The 26,183-nt window shown below is 62.3% G+C and carries 24 protein-coding genes; 3 read left to right on the plus strand and 21 right to left on the minus strand.

What is annotated here, in order from left to right:
- Nucleotides 1-13: 13 nt before the first annotated feature.
- The 4 genes from RBB29_RS13290 to RBB29_RS13305 form a co-directional block, all read right to left on the minus strand.
- A complete protein-coding gene (locus RBB29_RS13290) occupies nucleotides 14-1,816 on the minus strand; it encodes a methanol/ethanol family PQQ-dependent dehydrogenase (protein ID WP_306116070.1) in 1,803 nt (600 codons plus the stop codon).
- Nucleotides 1,817-1,940: 124 nt separating this feature from the next.
- Nucleotides 1,941-2,330: a cytochrome c family protein gene (locus RBB29_RS13295; RefSeq protein WP_306116069.1), complete on the minus strand. Its 390-nt coding sequence runs from the start codon at nucleotides 2,328-2,330 to the stop codon at nucleotides 1,941-1,943.
- 25 nt (nucleotides 2,331-2,355) lie between these two features.
- Nucleotides 2,356-3,186 carry an S-formylglutathione hydrolase gene (gene fghA, locus RBB29_RS13300; RefSeq protein ID WP_306116068.1) on the minus strand — a complete coding sequence of 277 codons (831 nt, stop codon included), beginning with the start codon at nucleotides 3,184-3,186 and terminating at the stop codon, nucleotides 2,356-2,358.
- Between the two features lie 4 nt (nucleotides 3,187-3,190).
- Nucleotides 3,191-4,303 (minus strand): S-(hydroxymethyl)glutathione dehydrogenase/class III alcohol dehydrogenase, encoded by a 1,113-nt coding sequence (locus RBB29_RS13305; RefSeq protein ID WP_306116108.1) that lies wholly within the window; start codon nucleotides 4,301-4,303, stop codon nucleotides 3,191-3,193.
- Nucleotides 4,304-4,474: 171 nt separating this feature from the next.
- On the opposite strand from RBB29_RS13305, the gene RBB29_RS13310 reads away from it, so the two are divergent.
- Nucleotides 4,475-5,092: a hypothetical protein gene (locus RBB29_RS13310; protein ID WP_306116067.1), complete on the plus strand. Its 618-nt coding sequence runs from the start codon at nucleotides 4,475-4,477 to the stop codon at nucleotides 5,090-5,092.
- A 107-nt stretch (nucleotides 5,093-5,199) separates the two neighbouring features.
- On the opposite strand, the gene RBB29_RS13315 is transcribed toward RBB29_RS13310, so the two are convergent.
- Nucleotides 5,200-6,243 carry a quinoprotein relay system zinc metallohydrolase 2 gene (locus RBB29_RS13315; protein WP_306116066.1) on the minus strand — a complete coding sequence of 348 codons (1,044 nt, stop codon included), beginning with the start codon at nucleotides 6,241-6,243 and terminating at the stop codon, nucleotides 5,200-5,202.
- A gap of 124 nt (nucleotides 6,244-6,367) precedes the next feature.
- Between RBB29_RS13315 and RBB29_RS13320 the strand changes: the two genes are divergently transcribed.
- Nucleotides 6,368-7,180 carry a quinoprotein dehydrogenase-associated SoxYZ-like carrier gene (locus RBB29_RS13320; protein WP_306116065.1) on the plus strand — a complete coding sequence of 271 codons (813 nt, stop codon included), beginning with the start codon at nucleotides 6,368-6,370 and terminating at the stop codon, nucleotides 7,178-7,180.
- An 18-nt stretch (nucleotides 7,181-7,198) separates the two neighbouring features.
- On the opposite strand, the gene RBB29_RS13325 is transcribed toward RBB29_RS13320, so the two are convergent.
- The 16 genes from RBB29_RS13325 to RBB29_RS13400 form a co-directional block, all read right to left on the minus strand.
- On the minus strand, nucleotides 7,199-7,549 hold the full coding sequence (locus RBB29_RS13325; RefSeq protein ID WP_306116064.1) for a hypothetical protein: 351 nt from the start codon (nucleotides 7,547-7,549) through the stop codon (nucleotides 7,199-7,201).
- A complete protein-coding gene (locus tag RBB29_RS13330; protein WP_306116063.1) occupies nucleotides 7,546-8,217 on the minus strand; it encodes a hypothetical protein in 672 nt (223 codons plus the stop codon). Before RBB29_RS13330 ends, RBB29_RS13325 begins: the two co-directional genes overlap by 4 nt.
- Nucleotides 8,218-8,253: 36 nt before the next feature.
- Nucleotides 8,254-10,542 carry a PAS-domain containing protein gene (locus RBB29_RS13335; RefSeq protein ID WP_306116107.1) on the minus strand — a complete coding sequence of 763 codons (2,289 nt, stop codon included), beginning with the start codon at nucleotides 10,540-10,542 and terminating at the stop codon, nucleotides 8,254-8,256.
- A gap of 2 nt (nucleotides 10,543-10,544) precedes the next feature.
- Nucleotides 10,545-11,702: an FIST N-terminal domain-containing protein gene (locus tag RBB29_RS13340; RefSeq protein ID WP_306116062.1), complete on the minus strand. Its 1,158-nt coding sequence runs from the start codon at nucleotides 11,700-11,702 to the stop codon at nucleotides 10,545-10,547.
- An 8-nt stretch (nucleotides 11,703-11,710) separates the two neighbouring features.
- The gene (locus RBB29_RS13345; protein ID WP_306116061.1) at nucleotides 11,711-12,430 is read right to left on the minus strand and encodes a response regulator transcription factor; all 720 of its coding nucleotides are present in this window, start codon (nucleotides 12,428-12,430) and stop codon (nucleotides 11,711-11,713) included.
- A 162-nt stretch (nucleotides 12,431-12,592) separates the two neighbouring features.
- Entirely contained in the window at nucleotides 12,593-13,780 is a 1,188-nt protein-coding gene (locus RBB29_RS13350) for a hypothetical protein (protein WP_306116060.1), read from the minus strand.
- Nucleotides 13,777-14,451, minus strand: a complete 675-nt coding sequence (locus RBB29_RS13355; RefSeq protein ID WP_306116059.1) for a hypothetical protein — start codon at nucleotides 14,449-14,451, stop codon at nucleotides 13,777-13,779. The genes RBB29_RS13350 and RBB29_RS13355 overlap by 4 nt, the downstream gene beginning before the upstream one ends.
- Nucleotides 14,448-15,347, minus strand: a complete 900-nt coding sequence (locus tag RBB29_RS13360; RefSeq protein ID WP_306116058.1) for a VWA domain-containing protein — start codon at nucleotides 15,345-15,347, stop codon at nucleotides 14,448-14,450. Before RBB29_RS13360 ends, RBB29_RS13355 begins: the two co-directional genes overlap by 4 nt.
- A complete protein-coding gene (locus RBB29_RS13365; RefSeq protein ID WP_306116057.1) occupies nucleotides 15,344-16,306 on the minus strand; it encodes a VWA domain-containing protein in 963 nt (320 codons plus the stop codon). Before RBB29_RS13365 ends, RBB29_RS13360 begins: the two co-directional genes overlap by 4 nt.
- A complete protein-coding gene (locus RBB29_RS13370) occupies nucleotides 16,299-16,670 on the minus strand; it encodes a hypothetical protein (protein ID WP_306116056.1) in 372 nt (123 codons plus the stop codon). Before RBB29_RS13370 ends, RBB29_RS13365 begins: the two co-directional genes overlap by 8 nt.
- A complete protein-coding gene (locus RBB29_RS13375) occupies nucleotides 16,667-17,572 on the minus strand; it encodes a DUF58 domain-containing protein (RefSeq protein WP_306116055.1) in 906 nt (301 codons plus the stop codon). Before RBB29_RS13375 ends, RBB29_RS13370 begins: the two co-directional genes overlap by 4 nt.
- Entirely contained in the window at nucleotides 17,569-18,525 is a 957-nt protein-coding gene (locus RBB29_RS13380; RefSeq protein WP_371931499.1) for an AAA family ATPase, read from the minus strand. The genes RBB29_RS13375 and RBB29_RS13380 overlap by 4 nt, the downstream gene beginning before the upstream one ends.
- An 82-nt stretch (nucleotides 18,526-18,607) precedes the next feature.
- A complete protein-coding gene (locus tag RBB29_RS13385) occupies nucleotides 18,608-19,522 on the minus strand; it encodes a hypothetical protein (protein WP_306116054.1) in 915 nt (304 codons plus the stop codon).
- Between the two features lie 153 nt (nucleotides 19,523-19,675).
- Nucleotides 19,676-20,110, minus strand: coding sequence for a universal stress protein (locus RBB29_RS13390; RefSeq protein ID WP_306116053.1), 435 nt, complete (start codon nucleotides 20,108-20,110; stop codon nucleotides 19,676-19,678).
- Nucleotides 20,107-22,713: a TRAP transporter permease gene (locus tag RBB29_RS13395; RefSeq protein WP_306116052.1), complete on the minus strand. Its 2,607-nt coding sequence runs from the start codon at nucleotides 22,711-22,713 to the stop codon at nucleotides 20,107-20,109. Before RBB29_RS13395 ends, RBB29_RS13390 begins: the two co-directional genes overlap by 4 nt.
- Before the next feature lie 100 nt (nucleotides 22,714-22,813).
- Nucleotides 22,814-23,785, minus strand: a complete 972-nt coding sequence (locus RBB29_RS13400; protein ID WP_306116051.1) for a TAXI family TRAP transporter solute-binding subunit — start codon at nucleotides 23,783-23,785, stop codon at nucleotides 22,814-22,816.
- 452 nt (nucleotides 23,786-24,237) lie between these two features.
- On the opposite strand from RBB29_RS13400, the gene RBB29_RS13405 reads away from it, so the two are divergent.
- A complete protein-coding gene (locus tag RBB29_RS13405; protein ID WP_306116050.1) occupies nucleotides 24,238-26,178 on the plus strand; it encodes an ATP-binding protein in 1,941 nt (646 codons plus the stop codon).
- Nucleotides 26,179-26,183: the final 5 nt, after the last annotated feature.

Genomic DNA, 26,183 nt, shown 5'->3' on the forward strand with positions numbered 1-26,183 from the left:
TAGGCCTGATACCTTAGTTGGGCAGTGCGAACACTGTCAGCTGGCCACCCAAGGCGGTGTAGTCGCTGAGCGCAGCATAGCCGCCCACAGCACCCAGACCGTCATTGGGATTGGTCAGACCAGCCGCCAGGCCGATACCGGCCCAGCCCCCGACACCCGAGAGAATGCCGACATACTGACGTCCCGCATGCTCATAGGTCATCACGTTGCCGATGATGCCCGACGGTGTCTTGAACTTGTAGAGCTCCTCACCGGTTTCGGCGTGAATGGCCTTCAGGTGACCCTCAAGCGTGCCGTAGAACACCACGTCACCCGCGGTGGCCAGAGCACCTGACCAGACCGAGAACTTCTCGGGGATGGACCACTTGATTTCGCCGTTGATGTTATCCCAGGCGATGAAGTTGCCCATGCCGCCATGGCTGTCAGGAGCCGGATACATCGCCAGGGTCGCGCCCACATAGGGTTGACCAGCGGTGTAGCTGACGCGGAACGGCTCGTAGTCCATGCAGACGTGGTTCGTCGGCACGTACATCAGCTCGGTTTTCGGGCTGTAGGCCGCGGGCTGTTGGTCTTTCGTGCCCAGAGCCGCCGGGCAGATGCCGGTGGAGTTAACGTCTTCGCCGTTCTGCTCGGTCGAGTACTGAGCCACCACGGCCGGACGGCCATAGGTCTCTGACTCGGGGTCCATGTCGACGCCGGTGGTCCAGTTCACGACCGGGTCGAATTTCTCGGCAACCAGAAGCTCACCGGAAACACGGTCCATCGTGTAGGCCAGACCGTTACGGTCAAAGTGGGTCAGAAGCTTGCGCGTCTCACCATCAATTTCCTGTTCCGACAGGATCATTTCATTGATGCCGTCATAATCCCACTCGTCATGCGGGGTCATCTGATAGACCCAGCGGGCCATGCCAGTGTCGATGTCACGCGCCATGATGGTCATCGACCAGCGGTTGTCGCCCGGGCGTTGCGCCGGGTTCCAGGTCGACGGGTTCCCTGTACCGTAATACATCAGGTTCTCGTCGAGATCGGCCGAGTACCAACCCCAGGTCGTACCGCCGCCGATCATCCACTGATCGCCTTCCCAGGTGTTCGTCCCGGAATCGGCACCCACCGGTGTCCCCAGATGCGTCGTTTTCTCAGGATCCATCAGGATGTCTTCATCCGGACCCATCGAATAGGCGCGCCAGGCGAGGCTGCCATCGGCCATGTTATAGGCGGTGACACTGCCGCGCACACCGAACTCGCCGCCCGAGATGCCGACAATGACCTTGTCCTTGATCGGCAGGACGGTCGCAGTGTTGGTCTCGCCGATGGCGGGATCACCATTCTGCACTTCCCAGACCACGGCACCCGACTTGGCGTCGAGCGCGACGACCTTGGTATCCGCCTGATGCAGGAAGATCTTGCCGTCGCCATAGGCCACACCGCGGTTCACGGTATCGCAGCACATCACCGGAATGACATCCGGATCCTGCTTGGGCTCATACTTCCAGATGATCTTGCCCTCATTGGCCAGATCCAGCGCGTAGACGATGTTGGGGAAGGGCGTATGCACATACATCGTGTCCCCGATCACCAGGGGCGAACCCTCATGACCGCGCAGAACGCCGGTCGAGAATGTCCAGGCCACCTGCAGATCGCCGACGTTATCCGCGTTGATCTGATCAAGCTCCGAATACCGCTGGTTCTTGTAGTCGCCGGTCTGGATCGCCCATTGCTTCGGGTCCTCCATCTGTGCGACGAGATCGTCATTCGCCATCGCCATCTGCGACGCGAAGAACGCGATCCCTGAGGTTAAAAGCATTAGCTTCTTCATTTTTCTCCTCCCATGGATGCGGCGCGCTGGCCGCTTAGTTGGACCTGTCCCGGGATAGGGTCAGGCGTCGTTTAAAGTCCGGGCCATCGGGTCTCTCCTCCGACGCCCCGGACAATTCGAAGGTCTACGATCCACCCTCCGAAAAGCTGTCCAGATAGGCGATCACGTTGTCCCGATCAGCCTCCTTGCGCAGCCCGGCAAAGGACATTTTCGTGCCCTTGGCATAGTCGCGCGGTTTGGTCAGAAAGGCCGCCAGTTCTTCGGCAGACCATGTCTTTCCTTCCGCGCCAAGCGCGTTCAGCGCATCTGAATACTTGAAACCTTCCGCCCCCGCGATGGCGCGGCCCACGACCCCGTTGAGTTCGGGGCCGACCTTGTGTTTGGCGCCCTCGCCCACCGCGTGGCATGCCTTGCATTTCTTGAACACCTTCTCTCCCTTGGCCGCATCGCCCTCTGCCATGCAGAGCGCAGGTGTGGCCATCAGGCAGACGGTGGTCAGAAAATTCTTGAACATGGATACCCTTTCCTAAGTCCTGTCATCAGTTCAACTGCTGCGCATGCCATGCGACGTGATCGCCGGCGAAGGTGTTCACGAAGAAATACGAGTGGTCATAGCCTTTCTGCATCCGCACCTGTCCAGGCTGACGCCGCTTGGCCATCATGTCGGCAAGCGCCTCGGGGCGAAGCAGGTCAAGGAACTGATCGCTTGCGCCCTGATCGACGAGCAGATCGCTTTTCCAGCCGTGTTCTTCGAGGAGCAGCGTGGAATCGTGATCGGCCCAGGCGCCCTCGTCATCCCCGAGATATGCGCTCAGTTGTTTGCGCCCCCAATCGGATTGGGTGGGGTTGGCAATCGGGGCAAAGGCCGAAAGGGAATCGAACAAATCCGCATTGCGAATGGCGATGGTGATCGCGCCATGTCCGCCCATTGAATGCCCGGTGATGCCGTGCCGGTCCTGCAGGGGCATGTTGTCCATCGCAAGCGAGCGCAACTCGCTGACGATATAGTCATACATGCGATAATGCGCGCGCCAGGGGTCACGGGTTGCGTTCACATAGAACCCCGCCCCCTGCCCCAAATCATAGGCCCCGTCGTCGCTGACCCCTTCGCCGCGCGGCGAGGTGTCGGGAAAGATCAGGGCCAGCCCGTGTTTGGACGCATGCGCCTGGAACCCGCCCTTGGTCATCGCGTTTTCATGGGTGCAGGTGAGGCCCGACAGGTACCAAAGCACCGGCACGGGGCCATCCTGTGCCTGCGGCGGCAGGTAGGCGGCAAAGGTCATCTCGCAGCCACAGGTATTCGAGTGGTGCTTGTAGACACCCTGCGTCCCGCCGAAGCTCTGGTTGGTTGAGATGACCTCGAGATCCATCGCGTCAGAACTCCACCACGGCGCGGATGCTTTCGCCCTTGTGCATGAGCTCAAACCCGTGGTTGATCTCATCGAGTGACAGCTTGTGCGTGATCATCGGGTCGATCTCGATCTTGCCGTCCATGTACCAGTCGACGATCTTCGGCACATCGGTGCGCCCCTTGGCGCCGCCAAAGGCCGTCCCGCGCCAGACGCGCCCGGTGACCAGTTGGAACGGGCGGGTCGAAATCTCGGCCCCCGCGGGTGCCACGCCGATGATGATGCTTTCGCCCCAGCCCTTATGTGCGGCCTCGAGCGCCGTGCGCATCACGCCGACATTGCCGGTGGCATCAAAGGTGTAGTCCGCCCCGCCACCGGTCAGGTCGACAAGATGGGCCACCATGTCGCCATCGACCTTCGAGGGGTTTACGAAGTCGGTCATGCCGAAATGGCGGCCCATCTCTTCCTTGTCGTCATTGAGGTCTACGCCGACGATCTGATCCGCGCCCGCCATCCGCAGGCCCTGGATAACGTTGAGGCCGATGCCACCAAGTCCGAAGACGACGCCGCGCGAGCCGATCTCGACCTTGGCGGTGTTGATGACCGCCCCGATGCCCGTCGTCACGCCGCAGCCGATGTAGCAGATCTTGTCGAACGGCGCGTCCTTGCGCACCTTGGCAAGCGCGATCTCGGGCACCACCGTGTGATTGGCGAAGGTCGAGCAGCCCATGTAGTGATGAATGGGCGTGCCATCCAGCATCGAAAACCGGGTTGATCCATCGGGGAGAAGCCCGGCGCCTTGCGTCGCGCGTACCTTCTGGCACAGGTTGGTCTTGGGGTTCAGGCAGTATTCGCATTCCCGGCATTCGGGCGTGTAGAGCGGGATGACATGATCGCCCACTTCTAGGGTGGTGACCCCCTCGCCCACCTCGATCACGACGCCCGCGCCCTCATGGCCCAGGATCGCCGGAAAGATCCCCTCGGGGTCATCGCCGGAGCGGGTGAATTCGTCCGTGTGACACAGGCCCGTCGCCTTGATCTCCACCAGAACCTCCCCCGCGCGAGGCCCCTCAAGGTTGACCTCCATGATTTCAAGGGGTTGGCCAGCAGCGACAGCAACAGCGGCGCGTGTCTTCATCATCGACGGTATCCTCCCTAACGCATACGGCAGACAAAAAGGCGCATGCGGCCGGGTTTCAGTATGTATGCGACGACCTCACCCAAACAACTAAGACAATAGTGTGTATTCCGCAGGATAGACTTGCCGGATCAGCGCGGGCATAGTCGCGAACCAACAAGGAGCCTTGCCATGTCCTTTGCCCGTCCTGCTTTTCTTGTCCTTTGCCTCGCAGCGACCCCGGGTGCCGCCGCGGACTTCTCCGATCCTACCTGGCCGTGCATACAACGCAAGGTAGAAAATCTTTCGCTTGGCCTGATGTGGCCCCTGCCGGTTGACCTCACCTTGACCGAGGGCGACGCGGCGCTTGAACGCGACGTGGCGGAGCTTGCGGAAACGCTGATCCTGCGCCGTATCCCGCTGGAAGATCTGCAAGGCCAGGTTGACGGTTTCGCGGCGACCTATGAGGGCGACGCCGACAAGCTCGGCCTGGTCTTTGCCCGGGCTTTCGACACGATTTCCAAGCGGCGGACGCGGATCATCAAGGGCATTGGCGATTTTTCGCTGGGTCAGATCGCGCTTGCGGAAAAGATCGACGTGGCCCGCGCCGAGATCGACACGCTGATGGCCGCGTCGGAGCCGGATTTCGACCGGGTGGACGCGCTTGAGGAACAGATCGACTGGGATCAGGTGATCCACACGGATCGGCAGCGATCCATCACCTATCTCTGCGAAACCCCGACCTTGCTTGAACGCAGGCTTTTCGGCATCGCGCAGATGCTACAACAGGCGATCCGGGAAGACGGATAGAGCGTGTTGCGTTTAATCGGAAACAGAAGAACGCTGCCGCTCGCTCACGCTCGAACGCGTTTTCTATTGCTTGACCCCATCTGATAGAACGCCACCCGCTGTAAGCCCTATTCCCACTCCAGCTCGGTAAAGGCCACGGTGGCGTTGCGCGGATTGTAGTCATCGAATAGCTGCCAATGGGGCGCTTCGCTCCGGGCTATTTCCTCAACCGCCTCGCCCAGCCGTTGGCCGCTCTCGATGGCGGCGCGCGTGTCCTCTTCGAGCACGGCCAGATAGCGCGCCATCGGCGCAACACTTTCCGGCCAGTCAAGCACCGGCCCGCCATGGCCCGGCACGATCCGCGCGACCGGCATCTGCGCCATCTCGGCCAGTACCGCCCGCCAGCCAAGAAGCCGGCCGTCAAGCGCGGGGGTGTGTTCATGAAAGACGAGATCACCGGTGAAGAGGGTGCCTGTGGTCAGGTCAAAGACGGTCACGTCCGTGCCCGTATGCGCCGCCGGCCATGCCTTGATCTCAAGCACCCGGTTGCCGAGATCAATCTCAAATCCCCCCTCTACGCTTCGGTCAATCGCGACCGCGCGCGTCCCGAGAAATGCCTCCGCCCCGATCAGGCGTTCCAGGCTTTCAAGGTAGTTTGGCGCCCGGTCCGACAAGGCCCGTGGCAGGGCGGCATGCCCCACGATTTCGGCCCCCGCATCGGCAAAGAGGCTCGCGCCAAGGACGTGATCGGGGTGCATATGGGTCAGGATCACGTGGCTGACCGGCAGGTCCGTGCGCGCCCGTATGGCCCGCCATGTCGCCTCGCCCATCCAGCGCGCCGTGCCGGTGTCGATGACGGCAACGCTCTGCGCACCGACGACAAACCCGAGATTGGTCACATCGCCCTTGTTCTGGGCGTTCGGCACGTCGATCGCGCCGCGATGGGCATAAACGCCGGGGGCTACTTCGGTGAAATCAAGCGTCGCGCCGACCTCCTGACACCGCGCAGGGCCCTGGGCCACAGGCCCCTCGGGTATTGCCTGAAGGCGTGGATCAGAGGTCAGGATCGCTTCGCATTCGGCCTGTGTCGCCGCCTCTGCCCCGGGCAGAAGATGGTCGCGGCAAGGCGCCCCCGACAGGCCCAGACAAAGCGTTATGACGGCTTCGAACATCCGCGATCCTCCGCAGGCCAGCCTAGCACAGGAGAGGGCCAGACCCATTCAGCCATTCGTCGCAGTATCTTTTTCAGGGGTTTTATGTCATAAAACGCCCGAGTTTCGAACAGGAGGACAGGTAATGGCTCCCAAGTTGACGACCTTGGCGGCGGTTGTGGCACTGTTGGCGGCCCCCGGATGGGCAAGTGACACGATCAAGAACCCGCTGACCGAAAGCGAGACCTGGAAGGATCTGCGCGGTGATGTTCTGGGCGAGGTCGAGGTGACCGATGCCGATCAATTGCTGGCGGTCGAGGCACCTTACCGGGCCCATGACGCGGCCACCGTGCCGGTCATCCTGCGCCAGCTTGACCCCTCGACACAGATCACCGCGGCAACGGTCGTGGTGGACGAAAACCCCGCCCCTGTCGCGGGTGTGTTTGCATTTTCCCCGGCCATGGCACCGCTTGATTTCGAGATGCGGGTTCGGGTCAACCAGTATTCCAACGTCCGCGTGATTGCCGAAACGCCCGACGGGCTGCACATGACCGGTCGCTTCGTGAAGGCATCGGGCGGGTGTTCGGCGCCCGCGTCGCGTGATCCCGAGGTCGCGCTGGCCTCCATGGGGCAGATGAAGCTGCGGACTTTCGACGGCGCCGCGCAAATGTCAACGCCCCGGCGCGAGGCGCAGATCATGATCCGGCACCCGAATTATTCCGGGCTGCAACGGGATCAGGTGACGCAACTTTTCATCCCTGCGCATTTCATCGACCATATCGAGGTTTGGCAGGGCGATGATCTGATGTTCACCATGGATGGCGGCATCTCGATCTCGGAAAACCCGGTGTTCCGTTTTTCCTATAACGACAACGGATCAACGTCGCTAACCGTCAAGGCGACCGATACCGAGGGCAATAGCTTCGAGCGGGAATTGCCGAAATCGGCCGAAAGCTGAGAGCTTAGACTTTACGGGTCAGAAGCAGATCAATTCTGCTTCGGCCTGCGCGCGGCGCAGGTCAGCCACGAGGTTCTCCGCCATGGCGGCCGAGTTGAAGAAGGCCATGCGCTCACCGCCCACGCGCCGCATCGACAGGACCGTTTCGGCCTCCAGGTATTGCTCATAGGTCAGGATCGCCGCGATTTCGTCGATTGAGCAGGAACACCGATCCAGCATTTCGCGGGTCTGGCCGTTGGTCACCATACAGGCAAAGACATAATCCGCCCGCGCCGCCGTTGGATAGTCATTCAGACGCTCGGTCACGGTCTGCCCCGATGCCGCGAGCGGCATCAGCAGCGCCACCGCCATGCACAAGAAACGCTTCATTCCGGCGCGGCCTCCAGCCTGTCGAAAAGCACCTCGGAGCGATAGACAGGGCTGCCCGCCTCCGCCGCTTCGGCCACGAGGCTGATATACCAGCCCGGCACCGCGTCCGACATGGTCACCGCAAGCTCCAGCGTGCCGAACCCCTTCATCCGGTCCTGGTTCGGGTCACCTTTGAAGGGGTACAGGCGGATCGTGCGGGTGGGTACCGTTTTGCCATCCAACACCGTCTCGCCCTCCTCGATGTCTGATGGTTGCACCAGGGCCTCCTTGACCCGGTTGCGGATGTAGTAAGGGCTGCCACCGGCAGCCTCGGCCATGTCACGCACGACGGTTTCATAGAAATACATAATCATCGGATTGCCGACGCTGGCGGGGAAGACGCCCAAAGCGCGATGTTTCTCGTCCTGACGGAACTCAAGCTGCGCCATTTCCTGCTGGCTTTCGCGGAAGGAAAGCGCGATCTGCCCGGTATCGCGCTCGGCCGCGTCGGGTTTGAGCGTATTGGTCACGTTGCGCTGATAGACCAGCGCCGTATCCCGGTCGACCTGATCCAGCGTGCCATCGCGGAACAGGAGGTCATAAGTCGCCTCGCCGTCAATTTCCGACGCAAGCGCGACCCCGGCGGCCAGAACCCCCGCCACTATAGTCATGGAAAAAGATCTGATCATCGCTTCACTCCTCCGGCCTTCCGCGACTCTAGGCGCTCAGGCAATCCTGTCATCGCCGACCTTTGTCGGTATGTTCAACCGGCGCATCCGGTCCTCGCCCTGGACCACCGAGCTCCACCGGATTTTCCAGTCAATCAGCGGGCGCAACTGCGATAGCTTCACCGGCTTGGTCATCACCGATATGTCGTTCTGAATGCCCGCCTGACGCAGTGTCTTGCTGCGGTCCGCGGTGATCAGGATCGCCGGCACATGACATCCGGACGCCGCCCGTATCTGCGCGATGGCCTCGACACCCGTGGTGCCGTGATCCAGATGATAATCGGCCAGGATGATGTCCGGCGGGAGGCCCATATCGGCCACGAAAGTCAACGCCTCTTCGATGGAACTCGCCGGCAGGACGCTCGCCCCCCATTGTTCGAGCCATTGCGTGGTCCCGTAGAGCACATCGCGGTCATTTTCGATCACCAGAACGATATGCTCCAGCGACAGATCGTCGGTCAATTGCATCAACCCCTCGGGTTCCGCCCGTTCCGGCGTGCCTTCAACCTGTTCCAGTTCGATCCCGAAGACCGAGCCGACACCGGGTTTCGACCGGACCGACAGCTTGTGGTTCAAGAGCCGGCAGGCGCGGTCCACGACCGACAGGCCCAGCCCCACACCAGAGCCGATCGGCACATCGCCCGCGCGGGCGAATTCCTCGAAGATGCGGGCCTGATCCTTGAGCGCGATGCCGATGCCGGTATCCCAGACCTCAAGCCTGACCTTGCCCTCCTCGCGCCTGCAGCCAACAAGCACACGCCCGCCCGGATTGGTGTATTGGATCGCGTTCACCACGAGGTTCTGGACCGAGCGCAGCAGATAGATCGGGTCGGAATGCACAAAGACCGAACAGGGGATGACCGACAGCTTGACGTTCTTTTCCTCGGCCACAAGCACCTGATCGGCGAAGATACCCCCCATGAGCGGCGCCAGGTTCAGCGTCGTGGGCGAGACCGCATCGGGATCCGGGCTTTCGAGGCGCGAGATATCGAGCAGCGAATGCAGCAGGTGTTCAGCCGATCCAAACGCCCCTTCAAGCCGTTCCATCATGCCGTGAAATTCGGTCTCGCGCGTGGTTTCCATCAGGGTCGAGATCAGGAGTTTGGCCGCATTGATGGGCTGCAAGAGGTCATGGCTTGCCGCCGCCAGGAACCTGGTCTTGGAGGACACCGCCGCCTCGGCACGTTCCTTGGCCAGCCGCAGTTCCTCTTCGACGCGGGCCTTTTCCTCGTATTCCGCCACCAGCTTGGCATTGGCCCGGGTCAGCTCTGCCGTGCGCTCCATGACCCGGTTTTCAAGCATTTCGGTCGCGCGCGCCTCAAGCGTCACGTCCTTGAGTTCAACCAGAAACCCCCCATCGGGCAGCATGTTGGCGTGAATGTCCATCACCCGGTCGGCCCCGTGCCGCACCCGCCGGTGAAACCGTCCCTTGCTCGTCAGGATATGCCGCCATTTTTCGACCAGGTCGCCGTCGCCGGGCCGGATCAGGTCACGCTTGACCATGAATTCAAGGACCCGTTGCAACGGCATGCCCGGCTCGAGGATGGTCAGCGGTATCCCTAGGATTTCGCGAAACCGGGCGTTTTGCATCATCACCTCGTCCGAGGCGGAGAAGGTGCATACGCCCGAGCCCATGTTCTGATACACCGCCTGCAGATAATCCGCCTGCCGGTCGATCAGGCTTTCCTTTTCCCGGCGATTGCGGCGCAGGATGGCGGTGATTTCCGTCAGCAGCAGCACGAGGTTTTCCGAGGACGCATATTGCGCGCTCATCTGGTACCAACGGTCATTCCTGAGCTCGATGACCATCGACACGATCGCCGCCTCATTCTGAGGGTTTTTCAGTGCCGTCGCGACCAGCCCCAGATGCCGGTCGGTCGAGACAAGATGTCCGCTTTCACTCAGAAGGTCGAAATACTGCTCGACCCTGAGGCCCGTGACGATCCGGTCGGACACATCCGGCAGCAGGTTGCGAAAAAGGTCGTTACACAAGTCCAGACGCCCCGAGGAAAACAGGGCAAACCCCTCTTCCATCGACGACAACGCCTCAACCAGGCTCTTGCGGCTGCGTTCGCGTTCGTACCGGGCGCTCTCAAGCTCCGTCGTGGCGCGTTCCAGGTCGCGGCTCTGGGCGGCGATCTGCTCCTGCAGGTCAATCGCCGACTGAAAAGCCCGAAAGGCGGAGGGGCCGACATCCTCCTGACGGCTGGCGCGACGGACCAGGGCATCAATGATCTTGGCCTGCCGGGCGATCTGCTGTTCCGGCGGCTCGTTGGGGTCGATCATCGTCAATTGAGCGCCCTCTCCTCCGGCTCAAAAAACGCCACCCCGACGAAGGTCTGGTTCATGTGGACGCCAGATTGCTGCTCGCCATAGGTGTTGAAGCCCAGAACGCGGTGCGATTTGAGGCAATCCGATACTTCCTTGCGCAACTGCTTCTGCTCGATCTCGAGCTTGCGCAGCACACAGTCGAACCCGAGGATGAAATCCGGGTCACGCCCCTTCTGGTCGCGGACATCAAGCCCGGCCTCGAGCGTCTCGAGGATCTCCTGCCCCTGCCCAAGCGTCATGATGAGCCCATCGTCGATCGCCGCCAGGAAAGACAGCGCGTGTCCTGTTCCCGCATCACTGATCGCGCGGACGTAATGGTTGGACTTATGCTGCACCAGTAACGGGTTTTCGGCGAAGACCTCGGGCGACAGCTTTTCGGTGGGACACCCGACCAATCGCGCATATTCCAAAGCGGCAGGCGCCCCGTTGATTTCATAAACCAGCCGCTCATCGGGGTTGGCGCCGGTGATTACGATCGGGGTGCCGACCGGCAGAAAATGATCGAAGCCAAGCCCCTGGAATTCCAGGTTCGTCTCGATCAACAGAAGCACGGCGGCATTGGTATGGGCGCGTCCCTCATGCAGCACGAAGGTCTTCTCGAACAAGAGCCCATCCCCCGCCGATCCGCCAAAGATGGGCAAACCATCAAGGGCAATCTCAAGCGTGGCGACCAGCACGTCTTCCTGCTTGGAAAGGCCATCGGCAAAGATCAGCGCCAGGCGGTTCCAGCCAGCCGTGTGGCGGAATTTCTCCGCATGGCGCCGCGCCTGCGCCGCGATTGTGGTCGTGGAAAGCGGGTTAAGACGGTCAAGCAGCGTCGAGGCGCAGCGAAAATTCGCCTTTGGAAAGGCCAGAAGCAAGAGAGCCTCGGATTCGTAGCCTTCACTGGTGATCTGGCCCGCGGTGGTGCAGCCGAAGACCGGGACACCGCCAAGCCGGAGATCAAGCGCCGAGATCGTCGCGTCGAGGTCAAGCGCGTTGGGCACAAACGCCATGACGAAACAAGTGTCGGATGGCCGGATCTCGGCAGTGGCCTCTTCAACCGCCAACGGCGCCGCCGGGTTATCCGATCGGCCGACCTTCACGTAGGATGGGCTTGATCCGTTTTCGTGCATCGGAGCACCTAATGCTGCAGAAAGGCGCGCGCTTCCGGCTCAGTACCGCTTTGCCGGGCCAGAATCCCTTCGACCCGGACCACCGCCTGCGTACGGTTCCGCACGCCAAGGCGGCGTAGAAGGGCCGTGATGTGAGCCTTTACCGTGGCTTCGGCCAGCGACAATTCATAGGCGATCAGCTTGTTTGGTTTGCCAAGGCAGATCAGTTTCAGAATGCGGACCTGCTGCGGCGTGAGCGAGGCAAGTTCCGGGATATCCTGAAATGGACACTGATCCGCCGTCCCACCGTCATCGGTGCGCCGATATTCCTTGGGGACGTATTCGCGCCCGGAGGTGATTTCGTTCACGGCGAACTTGAGCGTCTTCGCGGAGGAATCCTTGGGGAGAAAACCGGCGGCCCCTTCGTCCAGCAGCGATTGCACCAGTTCCACCGAGGCAAGCGACGAGATGACGAGGACCTGCGTGTCCGGCAGCCGCTTGCGCAGCTTCTGAAAACCCGAGATGCCGGCAACATCCGGAAGTTTAAGATCGAACATCACTAGGTCGGGGTCAAACCCGTCTTCGAGCGCCTCGAAAGTCTGCTTCAGAGAGCCGGTTTTGCGGATCATGCAGTCGTCAAAGACGAACTCGAGCGCCGAGGCAAGCGCGTCACTGTAAAGCGGATGATCATCGACGATCAACATCTTCGACATCTTGCGATGCGTTTCCACGGCAGACGATTGCTGCATTCGATCTCCTCCCCAGCTCAAGCTAAACTAAACGCCGTTCAAATCAAATAAATTAAGTGAACACTCGGGCAGCAGCATAAACAAATCAAGTAGATAAGCGATAAATTGCGCATAGGTCACTGGCGGGAAGTTTGTGGTTGCAAGGTGGTTTCAGGGCGTCCGTTAAGGCGTTTTTCGTAGGAAATCGCCCGCGAACCGCCTCAGGTTCACCGGCGGTTTTGCAGGGTCAAACAAGGCGCGATCGAGGGTGTTCAAGACCTCTAACCGGGCGTCCAGCGGTCCATCACGCCGCAAGATCAGGCGCGCCAGGCGCCGCACGGCCACCGGGTTGTTCGCCCGCGCCTGCCAGCGCAACCGCCACGCGAGCGGATCGAGCAGAGAATTGTTGCGCAGAGCATCCCGACCTGTGAACCGCCACCCGGACAACGCCATGAAGAGCCCGGTCCCAAAGGTCAAAAGCGCGGCAAGCGCCACAGGCCAGCCGGGCAGACGTGCCGGGGCCGCGGCATCGGGTTGCGCCGGGGCGGCCTCCGGCAGGACATCACCGTAAGCAATGCGCTGCGCCGAAATCGTCACCTCCCGCGCGACACGTTCGCGGGTATCGAAATAGGAGAAGCTCAGCGGCTCCACGATGGTCGAGATGTCATTGGACGGCCGGATGGTCCAGCGCCAGAACGCATAGGTCACGGGACCTTCGGGCGTCAGCTCGACCAGGCGTTTTTCGGGATGCGGAAAGATCATCGCCGAGGGCGAATTGAGCTTGGGCATCGGCGGGATCATCTCCGGCGTCACGCCAAGCGCCTCAAGGCGCACAACCCGCAACACCCCCTCGCCCGATGCCAGTTGATCGGGCGCGTTCGACCATTGATCCGAAACCTTGAGGCTGCGCACGGGAAACCACCAGCCATCGGTTTCCGGTGCCGGCTTGACCTCGATACTGACGGGCTCGGACGTGATCCGGTGTTCGAACCAGTCATCAACCTCATCGGTCAAGGTGAGTTTGTGGACGAACGGCCCGATGGTCAGGGTCCCGGGGCGATCGGGGTAAATGGCCATCCTGCGGTTGAGGACCTTGACCTTCTTGCCATCCAGCAACTCTTCGGACCAGGCATCCGGGCCAAGTTGCGACCAGCTGAACCCCTCCAGGTCAGGCTGCACCAGCGTCTCGCGCGTGATGTGGCGCCGGTATACCCCGCGGATGTTGAGCAGGATCATCTCGCGCACGAAAGGCGGCGCGTCGGTTCTTTCGACCGAAACGCTCAGGCTCAACTCATGGGGCAGAACCGTGCGGGACTGCGCCATGAGGCCCGGAGACCAAAGCAGAAGACAGAGGCAAAGGATCACCCTCATTCCGGATCCTCCGGAGCGGCAGGCGACAGCCCGGCCTTGACCCGCCGCTTGTATTCCTGCGCGATGCGGGCGGCGAGGTATTCACCGGGAACGTCGCTCAATTGCCTGAGCCAGCGTTCATCGGCGACCATGAACTTGTCATCAAAGATGCGCCGCACCCCGAGGCGGCCGCGGCTATCGAGTTCGGCCAGCCCCAGCATCGTGTTGGCGTTCGTCACCTCGCTTCCCGATCCGGCGGCGCGGGCGTCACCGCGGGCGATGAAACTGTCAGCCTCCGGACCGGTCTTGCGCTCGGGGAAAAGTCCGAGGGAAGCCGGGTCTATGCCAAGCCCCGCGTAAAACGCCGCGACCACGTCGAAATTCGCCTGCGCATGAGGATGACCCTGCGCGATGGCCAGGTCATATGCCTCAAGCGCGGCGGCATGGCGCCCGGCATGGGCCAGGGCGTTGCCCGCGTTGAACGGATCGCGCGCCGCGGTGAAGGCCGCAGCCGCCGCATCGAAATCGCCCGCGCGATAGAGCGCGACCCCGCGCCATCCGGGGGCGTCGAACAAAGGCTCCGCCACGCGCGGCAGGCCAAGCGCCAGGGCCACCCGGCCCAATGGCGCCGTTCCCCCAAGCACCAACGCGATGCCCAGGGCCAATATGGAGAAAAGCAGAAGACGTCTCATGCCGCCTCCCGCCGGAACATCATCAGGATCGGGATCAACGAGAACAGCAATAGGTACCGCCCGAGGTCGTGCCAGAACAGGAGCGGATATACCTCCCGTTCAAGCCGCGTGCGCGCGTCTTCCGAGAGCCATCGCCCCAGGTCGTCGGTCTGATCGAGGGTGAAGACCTTGCCGCCACCGATGGACGCATGGGTGGCAAACGCCGCCTCCGGCGCGTGCAGCGAAATCAGCGATAGGCGCGCGCCCTGTTCCGCGATCCGCTCCGCCGCCCTTGCCGTTTCGGGATTAAGACCCGCGCCATCGGTGAAGAGGACCACATCGCCGGCAATCACGTCGGCCTTGGCCAGCAGGTCCGCAGCAAGCGTCAGCGCGCGCAGGGGGCGTGATCCGGCGTCGGGGACGATTTTGGCGTCGATGAGCGAGAAGGTCTGCCCCAATTGCAGGTGATCGCGGGTCATGTCGGTCGCGACATAGGCGTCGCCGCCATAGACGATCAGCCCCCCCGGACGGGTCCCGAGGGCCGCAAGCCCGAACCGTCCCATGGTCAGCATGGCAGGCCAGCGGTCATCGCCCGTGACGCTCGACGACGTATCGACCAGAAAGAGCACCCCGTCGAGGTTGCGGAAGGACAGGGCATCGCGCCGCTCGATCGCGGGCCCGGAGAGGGCGAGCACGCTGATCGTCACCGCCGCCAGCGTCCCGATCAGGGCCATCCGCCCGGTATGGGGATCGACCCGGCCAAGGGCCGCCATTGCCTCGATCAACCCAGGATCCGCCGCCTTGTGCCAATCCCCAAGCCCACCGCGGCGGTGCATGAGCCACCAGCCCAAAAGCCCGATCACCGGCAGGGCCAGAAACCACGCGGGGCGCAGCAGGGTGACCTCGACCCCGCTCATGCGCCCTCCCGCCAGGCCAGACCCAGGCAGAGCAGCGCCGCCACCGCCGCTGGCCAAGGCCAGTAGTCGCGATAGACCTCGGCCGAGAGGCCATCGCTATCGGTCGCCTCCAACCGGTCAAGCGCCTCGGTCACGGCGATCAGGTCATCGGTTGTCTTGACGCGAAAGCTCTCACCGCCCGAAATCTCGGAGATCGCCCGCAGGGTGGCGGCATCTACCACGCCGCGTTCACCCTCTTCGGCGGTGGCGCGGTCCTTGGGGCCAAGGGCAATTGTGTGCACGCGGACACCCATCCGGGCGGCCAGTTCGGCCACGCCGCGCGGGTTGGTGGCACCGGCATTGTTCACCCCGTCCGACAGCAGGATCACCACCCGCGTTTCGGCATCGCTGTCCGCCATGCGTTTGAGCGCAAGGCCCAGCCCGTCCGAGATGTTGGTGGCACGCCCCGACACGCCGATGGCGGCCTCTTCGATCCGGCGAGCAACGGCATCGGTATCGAATGTGAAGGGGGCGGCGTAATAGGCCTCGGACCCGAAGACGATCAGCGCCAGCCGATCGCCGCCCCGGCGGCGCGCAAAATCGGCGCCGACGGTCGTGACCGCCTCAAGCCGGGTGACCTGCTGCCCGTCGAGCGCGAAGTCATCGCGCACCATCGATCCGGAGAGATCGAGCACGATCGCCAGATCGCGGCCGGACACCTTGAGAGCCGGAACAGGCGCGAGATCCCGCGGTCCCGACAGCGCCAGCAGCATCAGGCCCCAGACGACCCAGATCATGATCCGCCGTTGTTGCAATGGCCCTGCCCCGGCGGCGCCGCGTCCGGCGGCCAGGAGCGCCTCCCCGATGCCGTCGGGCACACGCAGCGCGCTTCCGGCAAGCGCCGCCGGACCCAACAGGCGCCGCGCCAGCAAAGGCAGCGGCAGCAACAGCAGGAACAGGGGATCGGCCAGCTCAAGCAAGGCGGGCGACCTCGGCGGTGAGTTGGTGCAGCTCGGGGCCGCCATCGGGGCGATAAAGCGAAGGCGCCAGCGCCGCATAACGCTCTGGTGCCGTGTCACGAAGCAGATGCAACAGCGCCACGCGGCGCTCAGAGGCAGGCAGAAGGGCGATCTCTGCCAGGCGTTCCTGCATCGTCGGAACACGCGCCGCCCGTCGTCTTTCCGCCATAAGCCGCAGGAGTGCCGCGACACCAACGGCCATCAAACCAGCCAACCCCAAGGCGGCGGCGGCGTCCGCCCATGGGCCGCCGGCAGCCTCCGCAGGAAGCGAGATGTCGACCAGGGACGCCCGCATCGCGGCCTCGCTCAACGCACCTTCGCTCATGCCACCTGCCCCCCGGGCCGCGGTCGGACAAGACGTTTCGCGGTCGTCTCGATACTGTCCCCGGCATCAAGGACCAGCGCGGGGCGCCCGGCAACCGTCTGAACGTCCGGGGGATCAACCTCCGCAGGGCCGCCCAGATGAACCCGCACCCGGCGCCCATCCCGCAAGCGCATCGGATAGCGCCCCCTGGGCAGGGCGCTGGCCGCGACATCGGTTATCATAAGCAATTGCGGGTGGCGTCGCCGCGCCAGCGCGTCGAGCCGGTCGGCCAGCCCCTGCCCCATCGCGTCGAAACCCGATGCGATGATCAATTCGGACCCGGGCGGCACGAGGCGGCTTGCGCGGGTCAATCCTTGCTCCAACGGCGCCTCGTGGTCTTGATCCGTGGCCAGCGCGTCAAGCCCGGCCTGGTGGGCCTGCACAAGGCCCCCAATGACATCCAGCATCCCCCGCGCGCGGCCTCGCACCGGTACGATCACCGGCTCCGTCGGCGTCAGGGCCAGAAGCCCCACGCGCGCCCCTGCCTCGACAACATTCCATCCGATCATCGCTAGGGCTTCGGCGGCGGCAACCGAGCGAAAGGCCCGGCGCACGCCCCAGAACATCGAGGGCCGAAAATCCGCGATCAGAAGGCAAATCCGGTCGCGCTCCTGCTGGAACTGACGCACATGCAGCCGCCCTGTTCGGGCGGTCGTGCCACGGTCGAGATGCCGGATATCATCGCCTGCCACATATTCCCGCATATCGGCCACTTCGAGCCCGTGACCCTTGCGGCGGGTGGCGAAACCACCGGGCAATGCGGCCAGCACCGGCGATGTTGCCGCCGCCATGATGACACGGCGCAGGGCAATCAGATCCTCGGCCCTGAGCATCACGCCGGGGATCTGGAGCGCGGCGGTCACAGCGCCTCGACCTCGGTCAGAATATCCGCCACCACATCGCGGGCGCGGCGCCCCTCGGCCACGGCGCGCCAGGAGAGCACCATCCGGTGCGCCAGCGCGTCCGGCGCCAGCGTTGCCACGTCTTCGGGCAGGGCAAAGTCGCGCCCCTTCAAATAGGCCCGCGCCTTGGCTGCCGCCGCCAGTGCAAGCGATCCGCGGGGGGACACCGCATGTTCGATATCCGTCGCCTGCGCGCCCTCCCGTGTGGCCAGAACCAACCGCACGATATAGTCGCGCAACTCCGGCGCCAGGTGGACCGACCGGACCGCCGCCCGGGCTTCGGCAAGCGCATCGAGGCTCATCGGCTCGGCCTGCGGCGCTCCGTCTTGGCTCTCGGCCTCGACCAGGTCAAGGATCTGCCGTTCCGTCTCGCGATCCGGCAGGTGCAACACCACATGCAGCAGGAAGCGGTCAAGTTGCGCCTCGGGCAACGGGAATGTGCCGTCATGTTCGATTGGGTTTTGCGTCGCGACCACGAGGAACGGATCGGGCAGCTTGTGGGTGTCGTTCCCGGCAGTGACCTGATGCTCGGCCATTGCCTCAAGCAGGGCGGATTGGACCTTGGGCGGGGCGCGGTTGATCTCATCGACCAGCACGAGGTTGTTGAAAACCGGACCCGGCACAAATTCGAACGTGCCGTCCTTGGGATGATAGACGGGCGTGCCGGTCAGGTCCGAGGGCAGCAGATCAGGCGTGCATTGAATGCGGGCGAAACTGCCCTCGACCGCGTCGGCCAGCCATTTGACCGCCCGCGTCTTGGCCAGCCCCGGCGGCCCTTCGACCAGCATATGCCCTCCCGCCAGAAGCGCGATCAGCAGCCGCTCGATCAGTTCCTGATGCCCAACAAGTCCCTGCGTCAGATGCGAGGTCAGCGCACCCATGAGCGGCGGCGATACGTCCGGTCGTGCATCCATGTTCTGTCACTCCTGCACCGGCAGGCTAATCCATAAGGCAAGGTGCGCAAATACCCCCGAAGGTATCATTGGCATAGGGATTTCAGGTTGGCCGTTCGCAGGTGGGGTCGAGAATGGGCGCGAATTGCGGGTCGGCCATCGTCTGCTGCGCCAGGGCCAGCAGGTCATCGAATTCGGTGTCGATATAGTCGAGGAACACGGGCTCGACCGTCTGATCCACCGGCGCACGGGCCACCGCGTGCATCATAAACACGTCAAAAGCGCAGAGGCCGCTTGGGTTCGAACCCAGCAGCGCGCGCATATAAGCCTGCGAGCCCCAGGGCAGCCGCTGCAGGTTCAGCGGTGTTTCCTGCAGCTTCGATAGGAACCGGGAGGAGCGGTCGAACTGGATGATGTCCATGCCGAATGTGAAGGATTGGAAAAGCTCTTCGATCAGGATGGATTTGTAGAACCGCGCCTCCATCCGACCGGGGCGTTCAAACGCGGATTGCTTGACCATGATATGCGTCCCCTGCCCACGCCGCCCGAAAAAGGTCTGCGCCATGGCCGGAGAGGTCGCCGCATAGTCGCGGTTTTCCGGCAGGCCCAGCAGATAGGCCTGGTTCATCCAGCGCAGATCGGCGGAGAGCGCCTGATTGGGTGGATAGCCGGAATAGAGCCGCAGGATGACAGTGCGCCCCGAGCCACAGCCCCGGGCATCGGGTCCCGCGTATCGCATCGGCAGCGGCTTGCCGAAGCTGTGATGCGCCAGCGCGCGAAAGGCGTTGAGGATTTCGAGCGAGACCGGATGCGGCCGTTCGCCCACGATGCAAAGCGACGCCCCGGCGAGGTCACGCCCGTTGATATGGACCGGGATCGACATGTCGCGGCCAACCATTGTTGTCCGCAGCTCGTAGATCCACCCGCGCTCTGCCAGTTCAAGATAGGCATTTTTGTCTGCCCGGGCGGCACCAACCGACCCCGCAACCATCACCAAAACCGCCAGAATTACGCGCATGAACCACTCCTGTCAGGCAGAAGGTAGTTCGAAAAGGGCGCATCGTCCACGATCTTGGCCCGCCGGGCAATCCGGCCCCGCGGGGATCATCGCGCCGAAAGCTGGACCACCGGCGCCCCGAAACGGAACGCCGGTGGTAACCCCCAGTACTCTTTACCGAACAACGAATACTGAACAGCTGGAATGGCGAACCACCCGCGAGGCGTTCGGGCCAAGCAGGTAATCCTTGAAATCCGGCTTATGGGCCCCGATCACAATGAGGCCCGTATCCGCCTTTTCGGCGGCGTTCAGAATTTCTTCGTAAGCGTTGCCCGTGGCGACCACGTGGCGCACGCTTTGATTGGTTTCAGCCCCAAGGACCGTTTCGACGAGTTCGTTAAGGCGGCGCTTGGCCTCCTCCACCGCTTTTTCGTGGTGGTGCTCCTCGAAAAAGCTGCCGACGACACTCATGCCGAAATCCGGGACGACGGTGATGACATCAAGCTGCGCGTTGTCGAGGCTGGCCAATCGTTGTGCCATCCTGAGGACGTCGTGATCGCGGTCCGAATTGCTGATGTCAACGGCACATAATACGGGACGCAAAGTCATGCCGGCACTCCTTCCTTGTTCATGCGGCCACGCTGCAGCATCGCGATCAGACCGAGCACGATCAGCGCCGGGATAAAGACCAGCTCCTTGGGCATCTGGTTTGCAGGGGCCTTGACCTGGCTGATAACAACCGGGTCATCGCCATAGAAATCATAGCCTTGCATCGTGTCCGAGAAGGGCGAACCAAAGAGCGGTTCTTCCATTTTCACGACGCCATCCTCTTCGAGCAGCATGACACCAAGCGCCTCAAGCCGTTCCGCTCCGGTCCCGTCGGCTTCGGGCGCGAACACCAGGGTGGTGTCCTTGGGCTCGCCGGTGTCGAAATCTGGGCCGGTGACGATGACACGCAATTCATCGCCCACTGCCGCGTTCCCAAGGGCCTGCTCCAGACCCGCGGGTTCGATCATCTCGAACGGCGGTTGCAGCCTGTCCATGATGAAGTCCGGCCGGAAGAGCGCAAAGGCCACCGCGATCAGGATCACGCTTTCATAGATCCGGCTGTGGGTCAGGAAAAAGCCCATCGTGCCGGCGGTGAAGACAAGAATGGCAATGGTGGCGGATATCGCAACCAATATGCCTTGCATCATCGTCACATCAATTAGCAGAAGATCGGTGTTGAAGATGAACACAAACGGCAGCGCCACGGTACGCAGGCTATAGAAGAACGCCACGAAACCCGTCTTGATCGCGTCCCCGCCGGAAACGGCGGCGGCCGCGAAACTGGCCAGGCCCACAGGTGGCGTCACATCCGCCATGATCCCGAAGTAGAAGACGAAGAGGTGTACCGCGATCAGCGGCACGATGAGGCCCGATTGCGCGCCCAGTTCGACAACGACACCGGCCATCAGCGAGCTAACCACGATGTAGTTCGCCGTGGTTGGCAGACCCATCCCGAGGATCAGGCTGAGTAGGCCCACCATGACCAGCATCAGGATGAGGTTACCGCCCGAGAGGAACTCCACCAGGTCGGCCATCACCTGCCCCACACCGGTCAGCGTCACGGTGCCCACGATCACACCCGCCGTCGCCGTGGCGAGACCGATGCCGATCATGTTGCGCGCGCCGTCGACGAGGCCCTGGATCAAGTCCATGACGCCGAAGCGGAACGCACCGCCCATGTCACCCTCGCCGCGGAACATCGCCTTGAGCGGGCGTTGGGTCAGCAGGATGACGAAGAGCAGCGACGAGGCCCAGAAGGCGCTGAGGCCGGGAGATTTCTGCTCGATCATCAGGAAGTAGACCAGAACGATGATCGGCAGCAGGAAGTAGAGACCGGATTTGTAGATCTCACCAACCACCGGCAGCTTGACCTCTTCGGCATTGGGGTCATCGGGCTCAAGATCCGGCACCGATGCGGCCAGCTTCAGAAGCAGCAGGTAGACCACGAAGATCAGTGCCGAGAGGATCAGGCCAGATGATGGCAACGCCGAGGTGATCCAGCGGACCGGGTATTGCACCCCGTAGCACAGAAGCGCGAAGCCCACGAAGAATGCCGCCATCCCGCCGATGGTACGGCCCATCGAGACGACGCGGTCGCCCAGGGTCGGCATGTTGTTCTTCACCGCTTCGAGGTGAACGATGTAAACCAGCGCGATGTAAGAGATCGCGGCAGGCAGGAAGGCGTGGGTGATGACCTCGACATAGGAGATGCCCACATATTCCACCATCAGGAAGGCCGCAGCGCCCATCACCGGTGGCATGATCTGCCCGTTGACCGAGCTTGCCACCTCGACCGCGCCACCCTTCTCGGACGAGAAGCCCACACGTTTCATGAGCGGGATCGTGAACGTCCCGGTGGTGACCACGTTGGCAATGGACGAGCCCGAGATCAGGCCGGTTGCGGCCGAGCCGACAACCGCGGCCTTGGCTGGGCCACCACGAAGATGACCAAGCGCGCCAAACGCCATCTTGATGAAGTAATTGCCCGCCCCGGCTTTTTCGAGCAAAGCGCCGAATAGCACGAAGAGGAAGACGAACTTGGTCGAAACGCCAAGCGCGATGCCGAAGACGCCCTCAGACGTGATCCACATATGGCTCATCGCTTTTTGCAGGCTGGCCCCTTTCCAGCGGATCACATCGGGGACCCAGGAGGATGAACCGAAGAAGACATAGCCCAGGAAGATCGTCGCGATGATCGCCATGGCCGGCCCGAGAGCGCGACGCGCCCCTTCGAACAGCAGGATCAGGCCGATCAGGGCCACCCATTTGTCGGTATCGTCGGCCAGGCCGCCATTGTTGACGATCTTCTCGTAGAAGAAAAACCCATAGAGCGCGATCCCCGCGCCCAGAAGACCCATCACCCAATCCTGTATCGGCACGTAATTGCGGGGGGAGGATTTGAGCGCCGGGTAGGCCATGAATGCCAGGAAGATGGCGAAGGCCAGGTGAATCTGACGGGAGTTGTTGATGATGTCGCCGGGCAGCACGTAGTTGGCAATCGGCGAGGCCAGCAGCACCTGGAACAGCGACCAGACAAGCGCCACGATCGCGAGCAGCATGCCGACCGCACCGGCAGGATCGCGGGAGCCCGCGTCACTGGACGAGACCAGTTCCTGCAGCTCTTCTTCACTAAGAGGGCCTTTGCCCGACGCGTTCTCGGCCATGATTCACTCTCCCTGATGCCGCGGTTTTTTGGTGCGGCTTAATCTTGTTCTGAAATCGAAATGAGGGGGCAGTTGCCTGCCCCCTCGGATGGTTGGTCGATTATTCGATCCAGCCTTTTTCTTTGTAGTACTTGGCCGCACCGGGGTGCAGCGGCGCCGAGAGGCCAGCCGAAGCCATCTCTTCGGGCTTCAGGTTGGCGAAGGCCGGGTGCAGCTTCTTGAAGTCTTCGAAATTGTCGAAGACCGAGGAAACAACCGCATAGACAGCGTCTTCGCTCACGGCATCCGAGGTCACGAAAGTCGCGCCCACACCGAATGTGGTCGTTTCATTGTCGCTACCGCGGTACATGCCGCCGGGGATCGTGGCCGTCCGGTAGAACGAGTTGTCGTCGATCAGCTTGTCAATCGCGTCACCGGTCACGTTCACCAGGACCGAGTCACAGGCAGTCGATGCTTCCTGGATCGACCCCGACGGGTGACCGACGGTGTAGATCATGGCGTCGATCTGGTTGTCGCAAAGGGCTGCAGACTGTTCTGCCGCCTTCAGCTCGGATGCCAGGGCGAAATCGTCGATGGTCCAGCCCATCGCCTCCAGGACAACATCCATGGTGCCGCGCTGACCCGAGCCGGGGTTGCCGACGTTGACACGCTTGCCTTTCAGGTCCTCGAAGCTCGAGATCCCGGCATCGGCGCGGGCCACGACGGTGAAGGGTTCCGGGTGCACGGAAAAGACCGCACGCAGCCCTTCGAAGGCGCCTTCATCTTCGAACTTCGATGTGCCGTTAAAGGCGTGGTACTGCCAGTCCGACTGGGCGACGCCGAACTCCAACTCACCCTGGCGGATGGTTTTGATGTTGTAGACCGACCCGCCGGTCGATTCGACCGAGCAGCGGATGCCATGTTCCTTGCGGCCCTTGTTCACTAGGCGGCAGATGGCGCCGCCGGTCGGATAATACACACCGGTGACACCGCCGGTGCCGATGGTGATGAACTCTTCTGCCATCGCATGCGGTGCGGCGACACTGAGCGACGTGGCCAGAGCGGCCGCGACGGCGAATTTTCCGTGATACATTTTTTTGACTCTCCCAATTTTAGTTGCATACTCTCACGCGCCGCGGGAACGATTGACCTCGTCACTCGTTCTTTGGCGAACTCATACTCGTAAAGAAACGGATACCCCCGGTTCGGGTTCCAAAAGTCTCAGTCATCCATCCGCCTGTCTATGCGCGTTAATACCTATAGAAAGCAGCAGGCAAAAATAAGAACATCGACAGATTCGCGGGCGGATTCGAAAGCATGGTACACTTTTATCCGTTAAATTCCAAAATCTTGGCGCCGCTTCCTGCTGTGACGTCGAACGCCGCGCCCCGCTGTTTGGTGGCCCGGGAAAAACCGGGGCGCGTGACCTCCACAGCAGATCGGTCAAGCTGGCTCCGCTCGTCTCCGGACGTCCCCGCGGCCCTTGTGCCGTCTTGCCCGACAACCCTGCGCAGGGAATGGGATCGCCGTGATGCGTGAGCTGCGATGAAGTTTTCGCTCGGGTCCGTTCTGGCAATCAGCCTTGCTGGTCTGCAGTTCCTGGCCATCACGATCGTGGTGTCCACGACCTATGTCACGTCGGAAAAAGCGATGCTGGAGCTGGCGCGGCTCCGGCTGGCCGAGGCCGGCAAGAATGCAAGCCAGCACTCCCAGAGTTTCCTGAAGCCCGCCCGCGAAACCGCCGAACTGGTCAGCCGTGTGTTCGAAAGCAGTGTCCTTGATGTGGAGGACGCGGCCGAGGTCGAAAAGTTCCTGTTCCAGAGCCTGCAGGCGGATCAACACCTCTCGGGGCTCTATTTCGGCGATGAGGCCGGGAATTTCATCTATGTCATGCGCAGCAGCGGCCCTGGCCCCTTCCGCACCAAGATCATTGACGTCGCCGAGGACGGCAGAACGACGCAGCTTATCTGGCGCACCGCGGATTTTTCCGTGGTCGAGCAGCGGTACGACCCCGAAGACCGTTTCGATGCGCGCCAACGGCCTTGGTATGAAAGCGCCACCAAGGAACGGCAGAGCATCTGGACCGCGCCCTATATCTTCTTTTCGTCGCAACAGCCCGGCATCACCGCGGCAACACCGGTGTCCTACCCGGACGGGCGCCTCAGGGGCGTTATCGGCGTCGATATCGAAATCGCCGCGATTTCCGAGTTTCTGGCAAATCTCGGCATCAGCGAGAACAGCTCGGCGCTGATCCTGAACGAGAATGGCGATGTGATCGCCTATCCGACATTCGAACAGACAGCGGCAGATGGTGCGCTTGATTTCGACAGCATTGCGAGTTTCGACGATCCCGTGGCCCGGGCCGCCTTTGCGGAGCTTGCGGCGAATGGCGGCATCACGGTCACGCGCGAAACCCTTTCGGAGTTCGAATACCGGAAAAACACCTATGTTTCGCTGGTCAAACCTGTGCTGGGCAAGGACGTGCCGTGGACCATCGCGATTTATGCACCACAGAATGACTTTATCCAGACGATCAAGGATAACCGCCGGCGCAACGTCTGGATCGCCGCCGCGGTGTCGATTGTCACTGCCTGCCTGGGCCTCCTACTGGCCGAACTGATCCTGCGCCCGGTGCGGGCCTTTGCGGTCAGGACCGCGCTCGTCTCCCAGGGCGAGGCGCTGGCCTCCCAACCCCTGCCCGGCACCTACCGCGAGTTGGAGCGCGCCAACAAGACCCTGATCGACGAGATCGCGCAACGCCGCGAGGCGGATGCCAAGATTCTCCAGTTGAACCGCGATCTGTCGCATTTCTCGCGGCTTGACCTCATGGGTCAGATGGCCACCGGCCTTGCCCATGAACTCAGCCAGCCGCTCACCGCGATCTCGCAGAACGTCGATGCGGCCATCACGATGGTCAAAGAAAAACCCGACCCGGATCAGGAGCTGATCGGCATCCTGACGGAGCTTGACGAACACGCCCATCGCGGCGGCGACATCATCCGTACGCTGCGGGGGTTCATTCGAAAGGACAAGGGCGAAAGCAAGCCATTTGACCTTAACGCCCTGATTACGCAGACAATCAGCCTTCTGCAGAACGAAGCCACAACCAATGACGTCGATATCCGCTTTGCCCGCCGCACCCTGCCGGAGGTCATCGGGAACCGGGTTCAATTGGCGCAGGTTCTGGTCAACCTGGTGCGCAACGCGATCGAGGCCATGGCAGATGCCGACAGCACGCAGAGAACCGTGACGATCCGCGTCGAGCCGAAAGGCGACCACGCAGAGGTCTCTGTCGAGGATACCGGCCCGGGCGTTTCCCCCGGTATTACCCTTTTCAAACGGTTCGAAACCAGCAAAACGGGCGGTATGGGCCTCGGCCTGTCGCTCTGCCGGACGATCGTGGAAAACAATGGCGGCAAGCTCTGGTATGATCGAGAAAGCCTTGAAGTTTCCCGATTTTGCTTCACGATACCGTTTCAGGCATAATCGCC

This window comes from Roseovarius sp. MMSF_3359 (assembly GCF_030733385.1).
Taxonomy (GTDB): domain Bacteria; phylum Pseudomonadota; class Alphaproteobacteria; order Rhodobacterales; family Rhodobacteraceae; genus Roseovarius.